The sequence below is a fragment of the Flavobacteriales bacterium genome (assembly GCA_029248105.1).
In the GTDB taxonomy this organism is placed as follows: domain Bacteria; phylum Bacteroidota; class Bacteroidia; order Flavobacteriales; family UBA7312; genus UBA8444.
Genome location: JAQWJZ010000037.1, coordinates 19,619 through 41,341 on the forward strand (window position 1 = coordinate 19,619; position 21,723 = coordinate 41,341).

The following is a 21,723-nucleotide window of genomic DNA, read 5'->3' on the forward strand; positions in this document are numbered from 1 at the left end:
AAAAAATAGAATTATTTCGTTGCAGTATATAAAGCTGCGACGCCAAATGTTAATGGCTTAAATTCAGCCTTTTTAAAGCCAGCTTTTTCAAGTTTTTTGATAAAATCACCTCTACTTGGAAAGGCTGCTACAGATTCGGGGAGATAAGTATATGCTGAATTGTCTTTTGAAAATAACTTTCCTAAAAGTGGAAGTATCCCTTTAAAATAAAGTCCATATAATTGTTTGAATGGAAATGTGTTTGGTTCAGCGGGTTCCAAAATGGCTAATTTACCACCTGTTTTCATAACTCTACACATTTCACTAAGTCCTTTGTCCAGGTTTTCAAAGTTTCGAACACCAAAACCTGCAGTTACCGCATCAAATGAATTATCATCAAATTGAAGATTTTCTGAATCGCCATATATCATGTCGATAATATTGTCAATACCTTTTTTCTTCATTTTTGAACGTCCTACCTCTAGCATATTATTAGAGATATCTATACCAACAATTTTGTTTGGTTTTAGGGAGTTTGCTTCAACAGCTAAATCACCTGTGCCTGTTGCAATATCTAATATTGTTTTTGGATTTACTTTAGCGATTTCTTTCACTGCTCTCTTTCGCCATAATATATCAATGCCTAAAGATAAAAAGTGGTTGAGAAAGTCATATCTACCAGCAATAGCGTCAAACATTTTTGCTACTTGTTCTTTTTTGGAAGATTTATCTTTATTATAAGGAGTGATTTTTGTTCCCAAAACTTAAATAGTGTGTTAGGGTACAAAGATAGCCAAATAGTTATTCTACTATTCAATATCTTTTTTATTAATGCTATTAACGAATAGTATATTTCCTAAATTGTCATATCCTTCGAAAATGTCAAGTTTTTGTTTCTTCACTAATTCACCTCTAAATCCTATTATTGTTAAATCTGATTTTGATGAGCGTTGGTTTATAATCTCTTTAATACTGATGTCTTCATCGTGTAGTAACATTTTCATATTCCTAGGTGAAATAGGAAGACGACCAGATTCAATGTAGTCAAACATTTGATTTTTATATTCTTCAAATTTATCTTTAGGATAAATAGAAAACACCTTGATTTGTGCGTTTTTCCAATCTGGGTGCCCTAAGATAATATATCCTAATAAGATCATCATATTTGAGTTTTCATAATCTCTTGACGATATCCAAATGTGGATTTCTTCTTTTTTATCAACCTTATTGTCATTGGAGCGCATTATGGCAACGTCATAGCCTGTGGTATGTAGTAGGTTAAAATTGCTAATTACATCTTCAAATGATTCTTTGTTTGACTCGCAATATTCTAGAAGAATAAGATTATTTTCAGTTCCTGTAATACTAGAAAGTTGTACGACTTGTGCTAGGGCAGATGTATAAGAAGGTGAAATTAAAGTATCTACATATACATTCGTTTTTTTATTTTCAATAAGTTTATGTTTAATTTCTTTTGACTCTTCAAACGTTTGTTTACTTAGATATCCTTTAATAAAATGTATGTATGTTCCGAAACCATATTTGTGTGCTATCCATCTTGTAATATCAAAAGCACCATTTCGCTTTAAGGAGGCATCACTAATACTTACAACGAATGGTCGCCAATGTACATTTGAAATTGAGCTTTCATTTTTACGTTGTAAAAATATTTGAATTTGTCTTCCAAGTTGTTCTAAAACATCTTTGAAAAGATTAACAAACTCTCTTTTGTCAGATGATTTTTTACTAATGAAATAATAGAAAGAAATCATGATGATAATAGAAAGAAAAGCAAATAAGGTATCCATTTTGAACATTAACCAAATAGATAATGTTGCTCCAAGCAGAGATATATACCATCTTGATTTAAATACTGGTCGGTATGACGGATCTCCAGAAAAATGTTCTAAAAAAGAGATTAAGCAAATTGCTCCATAGGTTACCATAAAAAACATGGAAATAATTCGAGCGACAAAATTAATATCACCAATGTAAATAAAGAAAAATGCAATAACACAGGTTACTAATGTACCATTGAGCGGTTCGTTATTTTTTTTCTTTCCCTTGGCTAACCAATAGTCAAGTTTTAAAGATGGGAATATCTTATCTTTTCCAAGAGCTTGTAATGTACGTGGAGCCACAATGATCGAGCCTAAAGCAGAAGAAATAGCTGCGCAAGCCAATCCAATAGGAATAATTGGTCTCCAAAGTGCAATATCACTCATTACAAGTTGATTGTTAGCAAGGTTCTCTAAATCGGTAGAAACTGTTAGTTTGAATGCTACTAAAACATATATTATAGCCCCTAAGATAGTAGCAATTATGGTCCCTCTTGGGATAGAAACTCTAGGTTCTTTTAAGTCGCCAGATAAGCCTAAACCAGCAGAAATCCCTGTAAAGGCAGGGAAAATAATGGTAAATACATAAAAGAAATTATCGGCATTTTCTACCTTCGAAAAGAAGTCTACATTATCCCAACTTATTTGACTTTCTCCAAAGAAGAATAAAATCAAAGAAACAAATATGATTGATGCTACAACGTATAGGGCTTTAACTCCTAAATCGGCACCTTTTGATAGTATAAGAATTGATAATAAGCTCATTGACACTAAGCCGATGGCTTTTCTATCTTCTAGATAATGAGAAAAACTCCCAAGGTTATAGGTTTCGTTAATGTATTGTCCAAAAGGAATAAATGACTCAGCAAAGGCAATGATATAAAAGGAAACACTAATGGCTTGTGATAAAAATAATGCAATACCAATGGCAGCACCAATATTTAATCCAAATGATCTAGAAATTACGTAATAGTCACCGCCACCCTCCACCTTTCTATTGGTTGCAATTTCAGCAACCGCCAAAGCAGTAGGAATTGTAACCGCATGACCTAGTATAATAATTGCTATTGCTCCAAAGAAGCCTACATTACCAACGGCATATCCGAAACGTAAAAATAGAATGGCACCTAAAATAGTGCTGATAGAAGCCATAAATACAGGGGTCGTTCCAAATTGACCAAGACTTTCTTTTAATCTTCTAGGCATAAATAAATAGAAAATATTTTTTCAAATGTATAAAAATTAAAAATCAAATCTTTTATACAAAATAGTATTAAATTCGCCTCCATAATGACAAAGGATAGACTGCACGAAATTATTTTTGAAGCGGATACTAAGAAAGGTAAGCTTTTTGATGTTATGTTACTTATAGCTATCCTAATTTCTGTTTTAGGCGTTATTTTAAGTAGCGTAGAAGCTATAGAAAAAGAATATGGCAATCTTTTAAGATTAACAGAGTGGTTTTTCACCATATTATTTACAATAGAATACATACTCCGAATTTATTCAATTAAAAAACCGTTTAAATATATCTTTTCATTTATGGGTATTATTGATTTTTTGTCAATTATACCTACTTATTTGGTGTTTTTATACCCACCCATTCACGTTTTAGTAGATATCCGTGCTATTAGACTAATTCGGATTTTTAGAGTATTTAAATTGTCGAGATATTTGAGAGGTGCTATAATTATGCAAATTGCACTTAAATCTTCAAGACCTAAGATAATTGTCTTTTTACTTTCGGTTTCTTTAATAGTTATCATTCTAGGAACTCTGATGTATATTGTTGAAGGACAAAAAAATGGTTTTGAGAATATTCCCAAATCAATTTATTGGTCTGTTGTAACTTTAACGACTGTGGGTTATGGTGATGTGGTTCCAGTAACTTCTTTGGGTAAGTTCTTAGCCTCAATAATTATGATATTAGGTTATGGAATTATTGCTGTACCAACGGGGATTGTTACAGCTGCTATGACCAAGTCATCGAAGGTTTCGACTCAGTCTTGTAGAGAATGTTCAAAAGAAGGTCACGAAGCAGATGCTGTATGCTGTAAATTCTGTGGTGCTATATTAAACGACTAGCTTCTTTTAGAAGCATGTCTTTATCCAATGGATTGACTCCAACACTTTCACACGATAATCCACCAGCAAGGTTAGCCAGTTGAGCTATCGCATTGAAATTAATATTCTTAGCCAAAGCTAAAGCGGCAGTAGCAATAACAGCATCACCAGCACCTGATACGTCAACTATATTTCTTTTAAAAGCGGGGTAGTGGGTACTCTCATTTTCAGTTTGAATATATACCCCTTTTTCTGATAGGGTAAGAAGGAATGCTTTAGCGTCGAGCTGTTTTCTTTGATATGAAACAATATGTGCTAAGGAGTCTAAACTTAAGGAATCATTGTCACTAGAGTTACTCTCTGTTAACTCCTTAGAATTTGGTTTAAATAAATCAACTCCTTTGTATTCCCAATAATTATCTTTCTTAGGATCTACTAGAACAGGTATGTTTAATTTTTTGGCTGATGATATTAATTCACTAATAATGTTTTTAGAAAGAACTCCTTTGTTGTAATCTTGAAAAATAACGATTTGAACATCTTTCATTAAATGTTTTGTATGTTGAATGAAATCAGATTCATTAGAGATTGAAAAGGTGTCTTCTTCGTCAACTCTTAGTTGGTGTTTGTTTTCACTTATTATTCTTGTCTTAAGGGTAGTTTTTCTATCTTCTTGTAAAATACCTTCGGTTGACAGTTTCTCGGCTTTCATTAAATCGAAAAAGCCTTTGTCATCATTTCCTATTACTGAGCATAAAATGGGTGTCCCACCTAAAGCTTTAATATTGGATGCTACATTAGCAGCACCACCAAGTCTTTTTTCATGTTTTTCAACATCAACAATAGGTATTGGAGCTTCTGGAGATTGTCTATTTATACTCCCCCACATGTAAGAATCAATCATGGCATCACCAATAATAAGGACTTTGATTTTTGCAAAATCGTTAAATATGTTATGCCAATTTATTTTCACTAATTTATTTCAGTTTTGATAATGATTTTCTGATCCTCTCCACTGCTTCGATAAGATTTTCTTCAGAGGCAGCATACGATATTCTAACACAATTTGGAGAGCCAAAAGCTTCTCCAGCAACTAAGGCTACGTGAGCATCGTTTAGAAGATACATGCAGAAATCGCCAGAGTTCGCTATTACTTTTTCGCCATCAACCTTGCCAAAATAGTGTGATACATCGGGAAAAATATAAAACGCACCATCAGGAGTATTTGTTTTAATTCCAGGTATTTCAGATAACATTTTCAACATTAAATCTCTTCTTTTGTGAAATGCTATCCTCATGTGTTCAACTTCAGATGGAGAAGCTAACATTGCTGTTTCTGTGGCTTTTTGAGCAATAGCACAAGTAGCAGAGGTGACTTGACCCTGTATTTTGTTACAGGCACTAGCAATCCATTGTGGTGCTGCTATGTAACCCACTCTCCAACCAGTCATTGCAAAACCTTTAGAAACACCATTTACGGTAATAACCCTATCTTTTATTGAATCTATTCTGGCCATACTGTAATGTTCAACTCCAAAATTGATGAGTTCGTATATTTCATCACTAATCACATATATTTGAGGGTGCTTTTCTAAAACTTTTGCTAATTCTTCTAGTTCTTTTTGGCTGTATACCGTTCCACTTGGATTACATGGAGAACTAAAAATTATCATTTTTGTATTTGGTGTAATAGCTTTTTCTAAGTCTTGTGGACTCATTTTGAAGTCATTTTCAATACTACTTTTAATCACTACTGGTGTTGCCTCACCTAATTTAACTAGTTCAAAATAGCTTACCCAATATGGAGCAGGTAATATGACTTCATCTCCAGAGTTTAGCAAACTCAAGCATACATTGGCTATGGATTGTTTTGCACCTGTAGATACAACAATTTGTTCAACATTAAACTCCAATTGATTGTCTCGTTTTAACTTTTTGCAAATGGCTTCTCTTAGCTCAGCTAAACCAGGGACAGGAGTGTAGTGCGAGTAATTATTATCGATGGCTTGTTTGGCTGATTCCTTAATAAATTCTGGGGTGTCAAAGTCGGGTTCTCCAAGACTTAGAGCAATAACATTATGTCCTTGTGCTTTTAACTCACGACTCATCCTAGCCATGGCAAGTGTTGCAGATTCTGATAATTGCTTTAAACGATTTGATACTTGTTGCATTATAGTGATATAAAAAAAAGATTAAATACAAAAATACTAATTTACAGATGTAAATCATCTTTTCTTAAAATGATTTCTTTTTGTTATTTTATAATTAACTTTGTAATAGATATTTATTAAACACTTAATCATGCGAGTCCATCTTTTATTTATAGTATTTTTATTTTATACACTACAAACGTTTTCTCAAAATTGTCCACAACCAACGGGCTTATACACGGATAATTACAACTTTAATTCTTCTTCGGCCTCTGTTGTAGGTCATTGGGATTCCTTGTTAGGTACTGGAGTTCAGCACTTTCTTGTCAATTATAAACAAATTGATTCTTTAGAATGGAACAATTTAGCCAACTTAGATAGTACTTCAACAAGTAAAATTATTGGTTTATTAGAATATAACACAACTTATGTATGGAGAGTTGCTGCTTATTGTTCAGAAAACTATCAAGACCCAAGTGAATGGTCTGTTGTAGATACTTTTACGACTTTGGAATACGTAGAATGTCCAATGTCGTCCAATATTTACTCTGATAATGTTATTGTTACTGAAGTTACTGGTTTTGCCGATGGCCACTGGGATTCTATGCTGGGTATGGGAGTCGATCATTTTATGGTTGGTTACAAATCAATAGATGATACATCTTGGAATTATATTTCTAATTTGGATAGTACTGCCAATTCAAGAACAATTGGTGGCGACCTTGAGCATGAAAATTATTACGAGTGGAAAATTAAAGCTTTTTGCTCACAAAATCAGAGTTATTATTCAGATTGGTCTGTAAGCGATACGTTTTACATTGGTATCTTTGTTCCTCAAGAATTTGAACCCGAAATTAGTATTGATTTATCGTCCTTGCTTTGTGAGGATTTAACAGATATTAATTTTGAGATTGAACAAGGGCTAAACCAACCAGATATTCAGTCAACTACAGTTAATTCAAATCAAGGTAGTTTAGATTTAGAAAACCTAGAAATTGGTCAAAATGTTGGTTTTGCAACTGCTGTTACTGGTATCAATGATTTTATCAATAATGAATACTCTTTAGTGGTAGGTGATATATTGATAGATGAAAACACCGTAGAAATTGACTTGGTTGAGGATGACAATGTTCAATTTTCATTCACGATAATTAATCTTGATGATGGTGGTATAGAATTATTTATTGTTTCTCCAGCTGACAATAATTCTTATACCGTAGGAAACAGTTTAAACATTACTTTAACAGGGGTTTTTATTAACCCTAGTCCATCTTTATTACAGTTTGATGTTTCTATATTTTCTGAATTAAATAACAATACTTTTGATCAATTTGATTTTGATATCGATTGTGAAATTATTTCTATCCATTCTTACGAAAAGACACATGCACTATATCCTAATCCTGCAACCTCTTATGTGGATTTAGCGTTTGAGGGATTAAAGACTATTAAAATAAGTGATATAAATGGTCAATTGATATCTTCTTTAGAAACATCATCTCAACAGTTAGATATTAAATACCTTTCTTCAGGAATATATTTTGTTGAAATTCAAAATGGAGTAAAAAGAAGTGTTGAAAAATTAATTGTTAGATAGTTGTTTTAGCTTTAGAGAAGCAAGAACTCCACATATTCCAACAATTATACTTAGTAATAAAAAGCTCTGGCTTAAAGTGTATACGTCAGCTATCCACCCCATTAATGGTGCAATAACAGCAAATGTTGCTCGAATGCAAAAGCTTCTTATAGATAATACTGTTGCTCGCATGTTTGAGGGGGTAATATCATTGATGTAGGTGCGCATAACAGGAGTTGCAACCCCCCTAAATAAATAAACAATACCTATCATTACTAAGCCCATAATAGCTGTTGATTTAGAAAGTAAAAATATGGGGATGCTAATACCCAAACTAATGAGTATTAAGAAACTATTCTTGGAAAAGAATTTTTGTAATCTATAAGCATTAATAGATGAAAAGCCAGTAATAAGGTTTAAAAACGCCCAAGCAAAGCCAAAGTATTTTAAAGGCATATTAATACTTTTGAAATAAGGCTGTGCAAACCATGCTAATGATAATGTAGCAAATCCAACTGCTGAAGAAAGTATAATCAACCATTTCAAGACCTTATTTTCAACAAGTGAAAATTTAACAACTTGCCAAATAGCTTTAAATTTTTTGGGTAATCTATTTTCCTTATGCACTTTAGGCTCAACTAGCATAAAAGTAAATGGAATAATAAGAGCCGCTACGACGACTTGCACATGCCAAGGCAAACGCAAAGATATTTCGGCTAATAGGCCACCGCAAATTCCTGCTATTGCCTCAGAAAAGTTGCCTATTCCATAGGCTACTCCTTCTACTTTGGTGTATTCTTCTTCCTTTTTACTTTCGGCAAGAGAGTCGTACATAAGAGCAGAGTCAGCACCTGAAATAAAACTTGAACCTATACCCAAAATGATTTCACCAATAAAAAAATACCAGAAGTTGAAAGAAAGACTAATCACTAAAAAACCTAAAAAACAGAATATAGTTCCAAGTATCATGGTATGTTTTCTTCCAAAAACATCGGCTAAATATCCAGATGGTATTTCCATTGCGGCGACCATAAAAGAATAGATTCCTTGAAGTATCATGACTTGCTGTAAGCTTAATCCGTTTTCTTGAAAGAAAAGAACCACTATAGGCATTGCCACCATAAACCATTTCAGTCCTTTAATGACATATAGTTTCCAGATGTTAGAATATACACTCATCTTAGGACCTAGGGTGATGTGATATGATAGACTCTCTTAAAAATGCTCTATTGATATGGGTGTATAGTTGAGTAGTTGTGATGGATTCGTGTCCTAGCATTTCTTGTACTGCTCTAAGATTAGCGCCTCTTTCTATTAATTCAGTAGCAAAACTATGTCTAAATGTATGAGGGCTAATATTTTTTTTAATCTGCGCTTTAACAGCTAATTCTTTCACAATATTGAAAATAGATACTCGACTTAAATGTTTACCTCTTTTACTAAGAAAAATAAAGTCTTCATGACCTATTTCTATAGATTGATGACAGCGGATTTCATTAATATAAATAGTCAAAACGTTAGCTGTAACCTTGCCCATTGGTATTAAACGCTCTTTATCTCCTTTACCAGTGACTTTTATAAACCCATCATTTTTGTACCAATTAGAAAGCTTTAAGTTGATTAATTCAGAGACTCTTAATCCGCAACCATAAAGAGTTTCTATAATTGCTTTATTGCGCTGCCCTTGTGGATGACTCAAGTCAATTGCATTAACAATCGTATCAATTTCTTCTGTGCTCAAAGTATCGGGAAGTTTTAAACCTTTTTTTGGACCTTCAATAAGATGACTAGGATCGTTTTTTATAATATCCTCAAGAATTAAGTATTTGAAAAAAGCCTTAACGCCAGATAATATTCTAGCTTGTGTACTAGCACTCATTCCAATTTCTGCAATCCATCTAATAAATGAGGTTAAATCCTTAGTGCTTATCTTTTTTACACTAAGTTTAGTTTCATTCATTTCTAGGTAATCTACAAGTTTGTTGACATCTCTAATGTAGGATTCAACAGAGTTTTCAGACAGAGAACGCTCAAGCATTAAATAAGAACGAAAGCCATTTATATTATTTTTCCAACTCATTGATTACTTTTGTACTATGAAAGTTATCATCATTAATGGTCCAAATTTAAACTTATTAGGTTTAAGAGAAAAGAGTATTTATGGAGAAAAGTCTTTTGATGCGTATTATAAAGAACTTTGCGCTAAATTCTCTTCTATTAATTTTAGCTACTACCAGAGCAATGTAGAAGGGGAGATTATCAATTTTCTTCATGAAAATGGCTTTGAGGCAGACGCTATTATTTTAAATGCAGGAGGTTATACCCACACTTCAGTAGCTATTGCTGATGCTATTTCTTCTGTACAGTCTCCTGTTATTGAGGTACATATTTCTAATATTTATTCTAGAGAAGAGTTTCGAAAAAAATCACTTATTGCTCCATATTGTAAGGGTAGTATATGTGGTTTTGGTTTGGATAGCTATCGCTTGGCAATAGAAAGCTTAACTTCTATTTAGCAAGAAAACCTCTGTGAGGTCTTAGTTTATTTTTAACAAAATCTAAATTACTTTCGTATATACAAATGGAGCAAATGCTATGTAGGTCATTAATTTTTTCAGTTTTATGTTCTAAAAAAGGGATATTCTCTTTTTTCATAAATTCAACAAGGTGAATTAGCTGGTGCTCGGCTGTTTTTAAAGCATCTTCCCCTCTAAAATCCCAAACCAAACGAATCTTATTTTCCATTAAACATATGCTTTACAGATTGATTAAATAATTCCGATAGTGTTATGCCTTTACACTTAGCCTGTTGTGGAATAATACTTTCTTCAGAAAGTCCTGGAACGGTATTCGCTTCTATCATATAAGGTTCATCATTCATAATGATGTAGTCTATTCTAGCTATTCCATCCAATTCAAGCAATTGATAAATTTCAATTGTTTTTTCTGAAACTTTTTGAGCTAGCTGTTGGCTTATACGAGCGGGGGTAATTTCATTTGATTTTCCTTCGTATTTAGCTTCATAATCGAAGAATTCGTTCTCACTAACAATCTCTGTGATAGGAAATGTATCTATTTTTTGGTTTAGGTTGTGTACACCACAAGTGACCTCAGTTCCTATAAGTAAGGATTCAATAAGTATATAATTATCTTGTTCGAAAGCTTTTTCTATAGCTGGTATGAGTTCATCTTCAGATTTTACTTTACTAATTCCAAAACTACTTCCGTTTCCATTAGGCTTAACAAAACATGGAAGACCTAGCTTTTTAATAATATCTGAACAATTGATTTGCTCTCCTTTTTCTAGTTTTATAGATTCGGCACATAGAATTCCACAGCTTCTAAGAAAATCGTTACAGGCGCCTTTATCAAAACTCAATTCCGATGCCTTTACACCTGAGCAGGTATAAGGAATATTTAAATTATCAAGGTAATGTTGCAAAACACCATTTTCTCCTGGCGCACCATGAATAGCCATAAAAACACCATCAAATTTTATTTTTTGACCGTCAATATTTACACTAAAGTCAGATTTATCGATAGGGTATGATTTTCCATTGTTTTCTAATCTCCAACCTTCATTGTCAATAATTACAGAATAGGTATTGTATCTGTTCTTATCTAGGAATTTCATAGCTACCATTCCACTTTTTAGTGAAACAACCTTTTCAGCAGAAAAGCCTCCCATCACAACTGCAATATTCTTCATAATTCAAAAATAAACTAAATACATATAAACACCACATGGGCAGCATAATTATTATATTTGTTTTTCGTTATCGATTATTATGGAAGACAACAATAAGTCCTGGTTATCATTTATAACTACTAAAACATTTTTTAAAAACCTATCCCTTTCTTTAGGTTTAGGTGTTTTAATAGTCTTGTCGGTATTGATTGTTTTAAGGTTTTACACTCGGCACGATAATTTAATCGAGTTGCCCAATTTTAGTGGTTTAGATATTAAAGTTGTTGATAGTGTGTTGGTAGAGAAATCATTGCGTTACATAGTTATTGATTCTGTTTTTAATAGTGAACTTGCTCCGCTGAGTATCATCGATCAAGACCCTGTTGCTGGTTCTTTTGTAAAGGAGGATAGACGTATTTATCTTACTGTAGTAGCCAAACGTAAAAAACAAGTTCAAGTTCCTCGACTTGTTGATTTAAGTTTGAGAAGAGCTGTGTCTAAATTGAAATCTCTTGAATTATCTGTTGGAAATCTGTCTTTTGTACCTGATATGGCAAAGAATGCTGTTTTAAAGCAACTTGTTGATGGTAAAGAAATTGAATCTGGAATATTAGTTCCGGTAGGTACAAATGTAGACTTAGTCGTTGGTAATGGTTTAAGTGATGTTATGGTTAATCTTCCAAACTTAAAAGGCTTAACAAAAGAAGATGCTGAAATATTATTGCAGATGAATTCCATAAATGTGGGCTTAGTTCTTTATGATTCTTCAGTAAAAGATAGTAGTATAGCAGTAGTATATCGACAACGTCCATCTGCAGATGAGAATGCCATGATTAATCTAGGTAGGAATGTTGATATTTATCTTAAACCTCCAAATAACACTATCGATGAATAGATTATTCTTTTTATTCTTCTGTATAGGTCAAACATTAATAGCTCAAGAGTTTGTCAATCCATTGATGTTAAATACCCAATTACCCGATGCCAATTCTAGATCATCTCTAGTGATTAGCACGACCCTTGAATTGCCATTTTATGATGATTTCTCTGATTATTCAGTTTATCCGAAACCCTCTCATTGGATAGATAAGGATGTGTTTATAAACAAAAAATACGCTGTCAATCCACTAAACCTAGGAGTCGCAACTTTTGATGGTCTTGACTCTCTTGGTAAACCTAGAAATTTAGCTTCAGAAACAGTTCATGGTCCATCGGACTATTTAACCTCAAGACCTATCAATTTGTCTAATTTATCTGAGGTATACTTATCTTTTGCTTTGCAATCTACAGGAATTGGTAATGAGCCTGAAGCAAACGATATCTTTAAAATTGAATGCTTAGATACTAGTTTGGTATGGCAAACTGTATGGGATACAACAGGCTATAGCCTTTCCGATTTTGAAAATATTAAGATTACTATTAATAATTTAACATTTCTTCACAATGCTTTTCAATTTAGATTTCATAATGAAGCTACTTTGTCAGGTAATTTTGATCATTGGCATATCGATAATGTTTTATTGACTGATGACATCTCATTAAGTGAAGATAATGAGGATATTGCATTTGTTTATGAAACTTCTCAGATGTTAAATTTTTACACCTCTGTCCCTTGGTCTCATTTTGATTTAAATAGGGCAGCATATATGGCTCCAACAATGGATACTTGGCTTAGGAATAATTATTCTACAACACAAAGTGTCGATTATAGATACGATATATATAATAACCAAAACGAATTAATTTTTCATTATCCGTCTACAGGGCCAAGTAGAAATGATGAGATACCACCTTTTTTAACAGATAACTTCTCTTATTCTGATGATTCTCCAGCTGCAATAACTGTTGGCGTATCGGCTTTCCCTTCTTCTAGTATTGACTTAGAATCAAATACTTTTACTATTGTTCAGTCCATAGCAACAGACGATAACGATTTATTTAAAACGAATGATACTTTACGATATACTCAACATTTTAAAAATTACTACTCATTAGACGATGGGTCTGCTGAGGCTTCGTATGGAATTAATGTTGAGGGAGGACTGGTTGCTATGCTGTTTAATATTTCTGAAGACGATACATTGAAAGCTGTTCAGATTCATTTTGAAGAAAATTTTGAAGATTCTGATGGCTTAGCATTTAGTATTACACTTTGGGATAGTGATGGTGGTGTGCCGTCAGATATTCTATATCAAAGTCAAATATTCTATCCTAAATATACCGACACTAAAAATGGATTTTATGAATATGTTTTAGAAAATCCTATCAGTGTATCGGGCTCTATTTTTGTAGGGTGGGAACAATATTACGATGAGATAATAAATGTTGGATTAGATAGAAATACAATTAATAATAACAGGATGTACTATAATTTAGGTGCGGGTTGGAATCAATCTAATTGTGCTGATTGCGATGGCACTTGGATGATTAGACCAGTATTTGGAAGTTTAACGACCTCTTCATTGGATGAGGCTTCAACAGTTTCACTTGATGTATACCCAAACCCTGCTAATTCATCGGTGAATATAGAATTTACAAAGCCATTTACTCTATCTATATATAATTTAAATGGAGAACTCATTCACAATGATTTTTCTGATGGTAGTATTGGAATTGATTTACTCTCTTTTTCAAAAGGTATTTATATACTCGAAATCTTATCGAATGATAGGAAATATAGAGAAAAGCTAGTCGTACAATGATAAACGAAGTAGAAGACGAGTTGTTTGAACATCATCGTGTTGTTGCAGATAAGGGTCAAGAGCCACTTAGAGTAGATAAATTTCTCTTAAATCGTCTTGAGGGAACTTCAAGAAACAGAATACAGCAAGCTGCTGTTGATGGCTACATTAAAGTTAACGATAAAAGCGTTAAATCCAACTATAAGGTAAAGCCTCATGATATAGTAACGGTTATGTTTAATAACCCGCCTAGAGAAGTAGAATTAATACCACAAGATATTCCATTAGATATTGTTTATGAAGATGAGGACATTGTGATTTTAAATAAAGAGGCTGGTATGGTTGTGCATCCTGGTTTTGGTAATTATTCAGGTACTTTGGTTAATGCTTTAGCTTTTCACTTCAAAGATTTGCCTGCCAACGGAGGAGATTTAACACGTCCTGGATTAGTACACCGAATAGATAAAAATACAACTGGACTAATGGTTATTGCTAAGAATGAAGCTACTATGACATCATTGTCTAAACAGTTTTATGATAGGACAATTGATAGAAGGTATAATGCTTTAGTTTGGGGAGAATTAAAAGAAGAAGAGGGGACTATTGACGGGCATATCGGAAGAAGTTTAAAAAATAGAAAAGTCATGACCGTTTTTCCTGAGGGTGAATATGGAAAACATGCAAAAACACACTATAAAGTGCTTGAACGATTTGGTTATATAAGTTTAGTAGAATGTAAACTTGAAACTGGGCGAACTCATCAAATTAGAGTGCACTTTCAACACATAAAACACCCTTTGTTTAATGACTTTGAATATGGGGGAGATAAAATTCTTAAAGGAACTACTTTTACAAAGTATAAGCAATTTGTTGAAAATTGCTTTCGTATGATTCCACGTCAATCGTTACATGCTAAAAGTTTAGCTTTTACTCACCCTAGAACAAAAGAATGGATGAAATTTGATTCTGAACTACCTGAGGATATGAAAAGCGTTATTGAGAAGTGGAGGAATTATGCTATTCACAAAATTTAATAGCTTTTACTTTCCTGTTGTTTGTCGAAAACAAAATCTTTATAGTCTTTAATAGTATTGTAAACCGTATCCCTTTCAATAGGATGTCTTTTTACATTTTTGATAAGTTCTACTAATTGTTGAGTTGATAGGCTAGGGCTTTGTTCTTCAGCGCCTGCCATAGAATAAATCTTAGTGGTATCATCAATTGTTCCATCGATATCATTCACGCCATAGGAAAGACTCAATTGAGCTGTGTTCCTTCCAATCATAGGCCAATATGCTTTCAGATGTGGAAAGTTATCCATAAAAATTCTACTGATAGCATATACTTTTAAATCGTCAATGACCGAAACTTCTGGAATGTGTGACATTTGATTTTCACCGTTTCTAAATTTTAGAGGAATAAAGGTGTTAAAACCTTGAGTTTTATCTTGTAATTCTCTTAATCTATTCATGTGATCTATCAGATGCTTTGGCTCTTCTATGTGTCCGTATAGCATAGTAGCGTTAGATGGCATTCCAAGCTTATGAGCTGTTTCATGAATTTCTAACCATTGTTCAGACGAACATTTATCATTACATATTTCGGCTCTTATTTTTTCATCAAAAATTTCAGCACCACCACCAGGCAAAGAGTCTTGTCCGTTCTCTTTAAGTATTCTTAAGCCCTCTTCAAAACTAACTTTAGCCTTTCTACACATGTATTCTAGCTCAACAGCAGTAAATGCTTTGACGTGAATATCGGGTCTTATTTCTTTGACTTTTTTAATCAGATTGGCAAAATAATGTAAACCCATTTTTGGGTGAACACCACCAACGATATGAACTTCTGTAATCGGTTGGTCTTTATATTCCTCCATTTTTTTAAGGATATCCTCTTCTGATAATTCCCAACCTTCGGTTTTGTGTTTTAATAATTTAGAATAAGAACAAAATTTACAGTCAAATACACAAATGTTGGTAGGCTCTATGTGTATATTTCTATTGAAATAAGTAAAGTTTTGGTGTTTCTTCTCACGAATATAGTTTGCAAGGGATCCTAAAAAGGCTAAATCGGCATCAAAAAGAAGAACACCTTCCTCTGGATTTATTCGTTCTCCAACTATAACCTTTTGAGCTATTGACTTAAGTTTAGAATCTATGGAGTTATTTTCAAGGATGTGGGAAATTCTATTATTCATTTATCGATTTAAGATCAGTCTTTCTGTTACTATTTCAATTCCGTTTGATAGTTCTATAAAATAGACACCGTTGCTAAATGTTGATAAGTCTACTCTTAATGAATTATATAAATCGCCAGAATATATTTCACGTCCTAAAAGAGTATATACTTTTACATGTGTTAAGTCAGAATTATCTTGACTGATATATACAATGCCATTTGAGGGATTAGGAAAAATATTTAATGATTGTTTGAATTCTTCAACACCTATACTACTTCCTTCAGAGTTTACAAGGATGTAAGCCGATTTTAGTTCACTACTCTCGTCACCTGCTTCAGTGACTTTTAGGCGAACAGTGTAATTACCATCATTACTATAAGTTACAATTGGTGATTCTTCATCTGAGCTTGTTGGGCTTACTCCTGCACCATAAAATAACCATTCATATGTGTCTGGGCTTCCAGTTCCAGTATAGCTAAATTGAGTTGCATAGCCTGTGAGAACATGGGTGTGTGATGCAACAAAGTTTGAAAATAGTGTAGTGCCACAAACTTTACCATCTAATGTAGTTACTCCAGAATTGTTGGGGTCTAGCCATGGCTTGAGTTGTCTGTTACTTGAGTTTCCATTTTGGTTCCAGCTGTACGAAAATTTACCATAAAAGTCAGAGCCATTAGTAAAAGCACAGTAAGAAGATCCTGTAGAAAGGTCGCCTACGATTTGTTTATTAGCATTTAAAAGTGGGCTACCTGATGATCCACCTTCTGTAACTCCATGACCATTTTCAGTTCCTGTCCATTTTACTCTCCAGTCATATCCTGAGCTACTTGCAGATTGAGTGTACTTGGATATTTTTTTGATATCTCCGGCAGGGTGGTGTATACCTACACCATTAGCAGATGGGGTAGTTGTTCTGTCCCAACCAGCTGCAAATAAACCATAATCGTAAGGAGGAGTGTCATTCAATTCTAATAGGTGGAAGTCTGATGTGCCGCTTATGTTTCCTGTTGCGCTACTGTTAGAAATTTTAGAACAACCAGTCATTGTATTTGAGGATGGACTACTACTAGGATTTTCGCATTCCGATGCTTCGTAGTTGAAGTAGAATACCCATTGATTCATGTCATTTTGACTAGCATAAACATTATTATCATCATCATAGGTACAGTGATCGGCAGTTAGGATATAAGGCTTACAATCTTCGGCTGTATTGTTAATGAAAGAACCGCTACACCAGAAGTTATTGTTTCCGATTTTAAGACTTATTCTACAAACAGCTCTTTTGATATCTTGCCAATCGTCACCCTCAGGGGAACAATTAACGTTTACTTCGCAAGAACCAGAATCTCCAAAATTGTTTATGTCTCTAGTTGTTTTTATCGATCGGTAGGCGTAGGATACTTGATTAATATGAATAATAGGCTGACCTTCACCTTTTTGGATATATTCTAGTGTTATTTCACTATCTTCTATGATTTCATTTGCAAAAACACCGCTTTCGTGATTGTTGGCATTTGTGTAAGCACCTAGTAGTTTGGTTTTATCAGAATTATAAATGTAAAGTTCGCCATTGGAAGGTATCCAAAAAGCATCGTAATACAATCCTAATGCTTGAGCACCTTCAGACCTAATATTTAGCCTCCATATTTTGTTTCCATTATCCATCGTTTCCCAAAGACCATCTTTTGAGGGATCTATATCACAATCTAATAATACAGCATATCTATAAGGCTTACCTTTCATAGCATCTTCCTTATCTTCTTCTTCCAGAGCAATTGAATTTGGCGCAGGGATTTCTATAGTAGGCACTTCTCTAGAAAGAGTTTCTGTAAAGCTTACAGGAATACCATTTGACTTTATCTGTGCATAACTGATAGAACTTAATAGAATGCTTAAGATTATAAAAAGAGACTTTCTCATTGTAAAATTATTTTTTTATAATAAATGTAGTTGTTTTGGGTGCTTATTTGAACCAAATAGGTTCCTTTTTTAAGATAGTACAAATTTAACTTTTCTAATCTTGCTTGACAACTTTTTTGCAAAACTATTTTGCCTAATAAATCGTAAACCCTTATGTCTTCAATATTTAAATCAGACTCAATTGTTAAAATTCCTGAACTAGGGTTTGGATAAATTGAAAAAGGATTTTTTAGGTCTTCTTTAATTTCAGAAATTGTGCACAAGTCTATTACTGCTTCATTGCTAAATTCACCACTTGTAACTTGATTATTTACCATAATATAACCATTGCCAAAATCACAACATATACCGTCGTCATAATCGTCATAAACCACTAGTGTATAGCAGCTGTCCATATCTTGACAAAAACTAAATGTATTGAGGTAATTACTTACAAGTTCATTATCGAATGCAATAACTTCATTGCTGCTGTTCAGTATTTCCCATCTATTTTCATCGGCATAGTTATCTGTTTGAATATGGAACTCAAAATCTGTACCATCTTTCAAAATAAAATTTATCGTTAATGAATCGTTGTTAGGGTTCAAATCACGAAAACCATTGGGCGAGGAGGTGTATATAGTCATAGTATGTTCACCAGGTTCTAGGCTGTAGGTTCCTAGATTAACCTCAACGGAAGAATTGGGAAGAAGGTTGCCGTTCCAATTTAGAGTTTGTGTTTCGTTATCATCAATTTGAAAATGTATTTCAGACTGATAAATATTGGAGTTTGAAAAATTTAAAAGAGAACTTATAATTTCAACCTCAGTACCACAGTACTCTTGATTATTGGCAGGAGATATATTCTGATTGATGCCTACATCTTCAAAAGGTAATGAACATGCTTGAGAATTATTCAGATCTAATCTTTGTGTATTTAATGTAGCATGCATTCTATCTTTTTGACCATTGGTGAAAAGATTCATACAGCCGTCGTCGGAATAGTCCATATAATTCTGAAACATATCGCCAGAATTTGAACATGATGGACTAGGGTGTGAGGGACAGCCATAATTTTCTGTATTTTGTATAGGCGTGTCTTCCACCTGATCGTTTCCGCAATTACCATCTCCCCAAATGTGCAATAAGTTTAGCCAATGACCTAGCTCATGAGTAGCAGTCCTTCCTTTATTAAAAGGAGGTGATACGTCAATTGTTCCAAGGTTAGAGTAATTGATAACAACAGCATCTCTACTTACATTGCCACCGGGAAAAGATGCAAAACCTAGTGCATTTGTTAAATCACAAATGTAGATATTAAGGTATCTGCTAGGGTCCCAAATTGTTTTACCTCCCAAAGAGTCGTGAAAAATTCTATTGTCATATAATGAAAACGAGCTAATATCAGATTGGGTATAGGTTATGCCTGATGTAGTGTCGTTGTTGGGAGTGCGTTGTGCTAAGCAGAAATTGATACCGCAATCAGCAGCTAAATTCAAAAATTCTGATGGTGTTTGATTTGCATCGGGATTAGTGCGATTAAAATCTTGATTGAGTACGTCAAGTTGGCTTTGAATTTGTTCAGAGCTTACATTTTCACTTTCGTTTTCATATATCACATGAAAAACTACAGGAATATTAAAAGAATTTGCAGAGGAACTTTTTTTCCATTGTTTAATCTCTAGCTCAATACTATGACGTTTTTCTATAAGCTGGGGATTGTTTTTAACTTCAGAATTCCACCTTTCCATAGTGCCGCATCTTAACTGGGAAAAAGCATCGTATGAAATACATAACAAAAGTAAAAGAATACAAAATGTATGGAATTTATGCTTCATTTTATAGATTAGGGTTGGAAATCTGGATTGTTGATGAAACTTGTGTCAGTTAATGTTTTTAGAAAATTTATCAAATCTACTTTGTTTTGATCACTTAGGCCTAGTCCAATGTCTACTTTTTTCATTAATGGATCAATGGTATATGAATTGTGGCCACCAAAATTGTAATGTTCAATAACTTCCTCTAAGGTTTGGAAACGACCGTCATGCATATAAGGTGCGGTGAGTTCTATATTTCTTAATGAAGGACTCTTAAATTTCCCTTTGTCATTAATATCACCAGTAACATTATATCTACCGTTATCCATTTCATTTTCTGGATCAAGTCCGTTGTTATGAAATGCATTACTCGTAAATAAGGGGTATGAATGGCAGTGAAAACAATCTCCCTTTTCAGTGTTAAATATTTCTTTACCTCTTAATTCCGAAGGGGTAAGACTAGCTCTGTAATCCAAAAATTTATCGAATTTAGAGTCAGCAGAAATTAAGGTTCTTTCAAATTGTGCAATGGCTTTTACTACATGATTAGAGTCTATTTTCTCGGTGTTGAATGCTTCTCTAAAAAGACGTTTGTATTGGTCGTTTGCCATGAGTTTTCTACTAACATCTTGCCAGCTAGGAGAGTGCAATTCAACAAAGCTAGTAACAGGGCCAAAGGCTTGATCTTCTAATGTTATTGATCTGCCATCCCAAAAATTTGAGGTATTCCATGCCGGATTAACTATGCTAGAAGCGTTCATTTTACCTAATATACCTTCAATACCAACGCTGAATTGAGCAGGGTCGCTAAAAGAATTGGCTTGAAAATGGCAATCGGCACAGGACATGGTGTTATTGCCTGAAAGTATGGGGTCGTAGAATAATTTTTTACCAAGGGCAATACCCTCTTCAGTCATGGGGTTATCTGATGGAATATCTGCCTGAGGAAAGCCTTTTGCTTTTTCTAACTGAATATAAGTGGGGTTAAAGACAAAAGGCTCTACATAAGGTATGTCTCTTTGACATGAGAATAATACCGAAAGTATTATAAGATATTTTAGACTATTGAATTTCAAAAGTAGATGAAAAGTTAGTCATTAATTGTTGTGCAAGTTTAGAGTTGGTGCTTTGGTGTGGTAAATCTTCAGATAGATCAACAGAGTCAAAAATTTTGGATACATCTATATTTACTACCAAAGTGTTTGTATTGTCTTTAGAGACACTAATTTGTTGGTATAAAGCAATGTTTCTAAGCAAATCATCATGAGCTAAATGGTAGGTTAGTGGATAGAAGTTATCGCCTTGTAGTGTGTCCATTTTACCTTCTATCATTACAAAAATATAAGACGATGGTTGCATAGCCCAAAAGGTGTTTTGATTCAAACCTAAAGGATGGTTGACATCATAGTCAGCAGGAACGGTGCTATTCTGTTGGCTATTAAGTCCTAAGTCAAAGTATAAGCTATCAAATGAATCTTCTTCTATATTAAAAGTCAAAGTTTTTGAATTTGGATTGTCAATATCAAATAAGTGAACTTCACTAAGGTTTTTGTTTCCGTCAGCTGACTTGAGTTGAATGTTGCTGATATAAAATTTCATGTTTTCAAGTCGAAAGCTAAAGTTTTGACTTTGGATAGTGTCATACTTCTCAAAGCTTTGATTGCCATTTACTAGTCTAAAATCAATATTTAAGGAACCTTCATACAAACACGAGTTGTCATCTTCGTTTGCTTCGCTATTGTAATTGATAGCGTTATAGTCGGTGCATCCTGGCTCTTTACAAGAGTAAAAAGTCAAGACAATACTGAGAACAAATAGAGCGAAAAATTTAGATTTAATCATAGGTACAAAT

General features: G+C 33.5%; 19 protein-coding genes. 6 read left to right on the forward strand and 13 right to left on the reverse strand.

Features of this window, described 5'->3' with window-relative positions; genetic code table 11:
• Window positions 1-11: 11 nt before the first annotated feature.
• Window positions 12-740: a bifunctional demethylmenaquinone methyltransferase/2-methoxy-6-polyprenyl-1,4-benzoquinol methylase UbiE gene (gene ubiE, locus P8I29_06725; GenBank protein ID MDG1917485.1), complete on the reverse strand. Its 729-nt coding sequence runs from the start codon at window positions 738-740 to the stop codon at window positions 12-14.
• A 48-nt stretch (window positions 741-788) separates the two neighbouring features.
• On the reverse strand, window positions 789-3,023 hold the full coding sequence (locus P8I29_06730) for a hypothetical protein (protein MDG1917486.1): 2,235 nt from the start codon (window positions 3,021-3,023) through the stop codon (window positions 789-791).
• Window positions 3,024-3,107: 84 nt separating this feature from the next.
• Between P8I29_06730 and P8I29_06735 the strand changes: the two genes are divergently transcribed.
• Window positions 3,108-3,902 (forward strand): ion transporter, encoded by a 795-nt coding sequence (locus tag P8I29_06735; GenBank protein ID MDG1917487.1) that lies wholly within the window; start codon window positions 3,108-3,110, stop codon window positions 3,900-3,902.
• Here P8I29_06735 and P8I29_06740 read toward each other — a convergent pair.
• Window positions 3,886-4,854 carry a bifunctional ADP-heptose synthase gene (locus tag P8I29_06740; protein MDG1917488.1) on the reverse strand — a complete coding sequence of 323 codons (969 nt, stop codon included), beginning with the start codon at window positions 4,852-4,854 and terminating at the stop codon, window positions 3,886-3,888. The two genes, P8I29_06735 and P8I29_06740, sit on opposite strands and share 17 nt — an antisense overlap.
• 4 nt (window positions 4,855-4,858) lie before the next feature.
• Window positions 4,859-6,052 (reverse strand): pyridoxal phosphate-dependent aminotransferase, encoded by a 1,194-nt coding sequence (locus P8I29_06745; GenBank protein ID MDG1917489.1) that lies wholly within the window; start codon window positions 6,050-6,052, stop codon window positions 4,859-4,861.
• A 130-nt stretch (window positions 6,053-6,182) separates the two neighbouring features.
• Between P8I29_06745 and P8I29_06750 the strand changes: the two genes are divergently transcribed.
• Window positions 6,183-7,628 carry a T9SS type A sorting domain-containing protein gene (locus tag P8I29_06750; GenBank protein MDG1917490.1) on the forward strand — a complete coding sequence of 482 codons (1,446 nt, stop codon included), beginning with the start codon at window positions 6,183-6,185 and terminating at the stop codon, window positions 7,626-7,628.
• Here P8I29_06750 and P8I29_06755 read toward each other — a convergent pair.
• Both P8I29_06755 and xerD read right to left on the reverse strand, forming a co-directional pair.
• Window positions 7,614-8,786: an MFS transporter gene (locus P8I29_06755; GenBank protein ID MDG1917491.1), complete on the reverse strand. Its 1,173-nt coding sequence runs from the start codon at window positions 8,784-8,786 to the stop codon at window positions 7,614-7,616. The genes P8I29_06750 and P8I29_06755 overlap by 15 nt on opposite strands.
• 1 nt (window position 8,787) lies before the next feature.
• Window positions 8,788-9,687: a site-specific tyrosine recombinase XerD gene (xerD, locus tag P8I29_06760; GenBank protein MDG1917492.1), complete on the reverse strand. Its 900-nt coding sequence runs from the start codon at window positions 9,685-9,687 to the stop codon at window positions 8,788-8,790.
• A 16-nt stretch (window positions 9,688-9,703) separates the two neighbouring features.
• Here xerD and aroQ point away from each other — a divergent pair, with 16 nt between their 5' ends.
• Window positions 9,704-10,123 (forward strand): type II 3-dehydroquinate dehydratase, encoded by a 420-nt coding sequence (gene aroQ / locus P8I29_06765; GenBank protein ID MDG1917493.1) that lies wholly within the window; start codon window positions 9,704-9,706, stop codon window positions 10,121-10,123.
• Here the strand turns inward: aroQ and P8I29_06770 are convergent.
• Window positions 10,116-10,352, reverse strand: coding sequence for a hypothetical protein (locus P8I29_06770; protein ID MDG1917494.1), 237 nt, complete (start codon window positions 10,350-10,352; stop codon window positions 10,116-10,118). The two genes, aroQ and P8I29_06770, sit on opposite strands and share 8 nt — an antisense overlap.
• Window positions 10,342-11,316: a D-alanine--D-alanine ligase gene (locus P8I29_06775; GenBank protein MDG1917495.1), complete on the reverse strand. Its 975-nt coding sequence runs from the start codon at window positions 11,314-11,316 to the stop codon at window positions 10,342-10,344. The genes P8I29_06770 and P8I29_06775 overlap by 11 nt, the downstream gene beginning before the upstream one ends.
• 79 nt (window positions 11,317-11,395) lie before the next feature.
• Here P8I29_06775 and P8I29_06780 point away from each other — a divergent pair, with 79 nt between their 5' ends.
• The 3 genes from P8I29_06780 to P8I29_06790 are packed head-to-tail and all read left to right on the forward strand — an operon-like array spanning window position 11,396 to window position 15,010.
• Complete coding sequence (locus tag P8I29_06780) at window positions 11,396-12,190, forward strand: PASTA domain-containing protein (GenBank protein MDG1917496.1); 795 nt, start codon at window positions 11,396-11,398, stop codon at window positions 12,188-12,190.
• Window positions 12,183-13,997, forward strand: coding sequence for a T9SS type A sorting domain-containing protein (locus P8I29_06785; protein MDG1917497.1), 1,815 nt, complete (start codon window positions 12,183-12,185; stop codon window positions 13,995-13,997). Before P8I29_06780 ends, P8I29_06785 begins: the two co-directional genes overlap by 8 nt.
• Entirely contained in the window at window positions 13,994-15,010 is a 1,017-nt protein-coding gene (locus tag P8I29_06790; protein MDG1917498.1) for an RluA family pseudouridine synthase, read from the forward strand. Before P8I29_06785 ends, P8I29_06790 begins: the two co-directional genes overlap by 4 nt.
• Here P8I29_06790 and mqnE read toward each other — a convergent pair.
• The 5 genes from mqnE to P8I29_06815 are packed head-to-tail and all read right to left on the reverse strand — an operon-like array spanning window position 15,007 to window position 21,713.
• Complete coding sequence (gene mqnE / locus P8I29_06795) at window positions 15,007-16,173, reverse strand: aminofutalosine synthase MqnE (GenBank protein ID MDG1917499.1); 1,167 nt, start codon at window positions 16,171-16,173, stop codon at window positions 15,007-15,009. The two genes, P8I29_06790 and mqnE, sit on opposite strands and share 4 nt — an antisense overlap.
• Entirely contained in the window at window positions 16,174-18,075 is a 1,902-nt protein-coding gene (locus P8I29_06800; protein ID MDG1917500.1) for a T9SS type A sorting domain-containing protein, read from the reverse strand. It abuts the gene before it with no gap.
• Window positions 18,072-19,892 carry a M43 family zinc metalloprotease gene (locus P8I29_06805; GenBank protein MDG1917501.1) on the reverse strand — a complete coding sequence of 607 codons (1,821 nt, stop codon included), beginning with the start codon at window positions 19,890-19,892 and terminating at the stop codon, window positions 18,072-18,074. The genes P8I29_06800 and P8I29_06805 overlap by 4 nt, the downstream gene beginning before the upstream one ends.
• Before the next feature lie 8 nt (window positions 19,893-19,900).
• Complete coding sequence (locus P8I29_06810; protein ID MDG1917502.1) at window positions 19,901-20,947, reverse strand: cytochrome c peroxidase; 1,047 nt, start codon at window positions 20,945-20,947, stop codon at window positions 19,901-19,903.
• A complete protein-coding gene (locus P8I29_06815; GenBank protein ID MDG1917503.1) occupies window positions 20,934-21,713 on the reverse strand; it encodes a hypothetical protein in 780 nt (259 codons plus the stop codon). Before P8I29_06815 ends, P8I29_06810 begins: the two co-directional genes overlap by 14 nt.
• Window positions 21,714-21,723: the final 10 nt, after the last annotated feature.

What these genes read in the sequence shown, in the direction of transcription:
- P8I29_06755 (MDG1917491.1), bottom strand. Translation starts at nt 8,786, where the DNA reads ATGAGTGTATATTCTAACATCTGGAAACTATATGTCATTAAAGGACTG.
- P8I29_06745 (MDG1917489.1), bottom strand. Translation starts at nt 6,052, where the DNA reads ATGCAACAAGTATCAAATCGTTTAAAGCAATTATCAGAATCTGCAACA.
- P8I29_06800 (MDG1917500.1), bottom strand. Translation starts at nt 18,075, where the DNA reads ATGAGAAAGTCTCTTTTTATAATCTTAAGCATTCTATTAAGTTCTATC.
- P8I29_06790 (MDG1917498.1), top strand. Translation starts at nt 13,994, where the DNA reads ATGATAAACGAAGTAGAAGACGAGTTGTTTGAACATCATCGTGTTGTT.
- aroQ (MDG1917493.1), top strand. Translation starts at nt 9,704, where the DNA reads ATGAAAGTTATCATCATTAATGGTCCAAATTTAAACTTATTAGGTTTA.
- P8I29_06750 (MDG1917490.1), top strand. Translation starts at nt 6,183, where the DNA reads ATGCGAGTCCATCTTTTATTTATAGTATTTTTATTTTATACACTACAA.
- P8I29_06775 (MDG1917495.1), bottom strand. Translation starts at nt 11,316, where the DNA reads ATGAAGAATATTGCAGTTGTGATGGGAGGCTTTTCTGCTGAAAAGGTT.
- P8I29_06805 (MDG1917501.1), bottom strand. Translation starts at nt 19,892, where the DNA reads ATGAAGCATAAATTCCATACATTTTGTATTCTTTTACTTTTGTTATGT.
- P8I29_06815 (MDG1917503.1), bottom strand. Translation starts at nt 21,713, where the DNA reads ATGATTAAATCTAAATTTTTCGCTCTATTTGTTCTCAGTATTGTCTTG.
- P8I29_06770 (MDG1917494.1), bottom strand. Translation starts at nt 10,352, where the DNA reads ATGGAAAATAAGATTCGTTTGGTTTGGGATTTTAGAGGGGAAGATGCT.
- P8I29_06785 (MDG1917497.1), top strand. Translation starts at nt 12,183, where the DNA reads ATGAATAGATTATTCTTTTTATTCTTCTGTATAGGTCAAACATTAATA.
- P8I29_06780 (MDG1917496.1), top strand. Translation starts at nt 11,396, where the DNA reads ATGGAAGACAACAATAAGTCCTGGTTATCATTTATAACTACTAAAACA.
- mqnE (MDG1917499.1), bottom strand. Translation starts at nt 16,173, where the DNA reads ATGAATAATAGAATTTCCCACATCCTTGAAAATAACTCCATAGATTCT.
- P8I29_06735 (MDG1917487.1), top strand. Translation starts at nt 3,108, where the DNA reads ATGACAAAGGATAGACTGCACGAAATTATTTTTGAAGCGGATACTAAG.
- P8I29_06730 (MDG1917486.1), bottom strand. Translation starts at nt 3,023, where the DNA reads ATGCCTAGAAGATTAAAAGAAAGTCTTGGTCAATTTGGAACGACCCCT.
- xerD (MDG1917492.1), bottom strand. Translation starts at nt 9,687, where the DNA reads ATGAGTTGGAAAAATAATATAAATGGCTTTCGTTCTTATTTAATGCTT.